Origin of the sequence: Actinomadura napierensis (assembly GCF_039529375.1) — a bacterium.
GTDB lineage: Bacteria > Actinomycetota > Actinomycetes > Streptosporangiales > Streptosporangiaceae > Spirillospora > Spirillospora napierensis.
This window is the reverse complement of the sequence record NZ_BAAAMR010000272.1, coordinates 1-607: the sequence shown is the minus strand read 5'-3', so window position 1 is coordinate 607 and position 607 is coordinate 1. Positions and strand designations below refer to the sequence as shown.

Here is a 607-nt window from a genome sequence, read left to right as displayed (position 1 = left end):
GCATACGATATCTGGAATAGAGAACCGACTTTAGCTCCCCAAAAGGATCGTTACACTCCTAGATTACCTCCTGCTCGTTTGGGTACACGACTAAAAGCTGATTTTGATGAATCGCTTAAAGGTGAAATAGAATATTATCGAGTCTTTAAACAAGATAATATTTCTAAATTTGAGCAGGTTACATCAGGTTATAATATGCTTAATATGACTTTAGCATATAAAAATAAGCTATCTCACACAGAATATGATTTATTCTTTAAAGCGAATAATTTACTTGATCAGAAAGTCTATGCCCATGAAACATTTTTGCCATATATTCCCCAAATTGGAAGAAATTTTAGTTTAGGCTTAAATCTTAATTTCTAGATAAGATACTGTAATCTTCTAAGAAAATTTCTTAGAAGATTTTTCTTATAAAATGATTAGATTAATAATTAAGGTAAGCGTCCGCTGAATCCCATACCTATTTTTTAATTCTATTTAGGTTTCCAGCAGTGTGGCAGTAACTCTTCAATCTGGGTCACTTTATGTGTCGGCAGCCTTTTCAGCACTGAATAGCCACCGATTTTGTAGACACCTTTTAGCTAGATAAAAGGCAATTTTTTTG

Annotated in this window: 1 pseudogene; it reads left to right on the top strand. The window is 32.8% G+C overall.

Going from position 1 to position 607, the window contains the following annotated elements:
* Positions 1 to 366, top strand: a pseudogene (locus ABD296_RS49375) (TonB-dependent receptor); the annotation flags it as partial.
* Between the last annotated feature and the right edge of the window lie 241 nt (positions 367 to 607).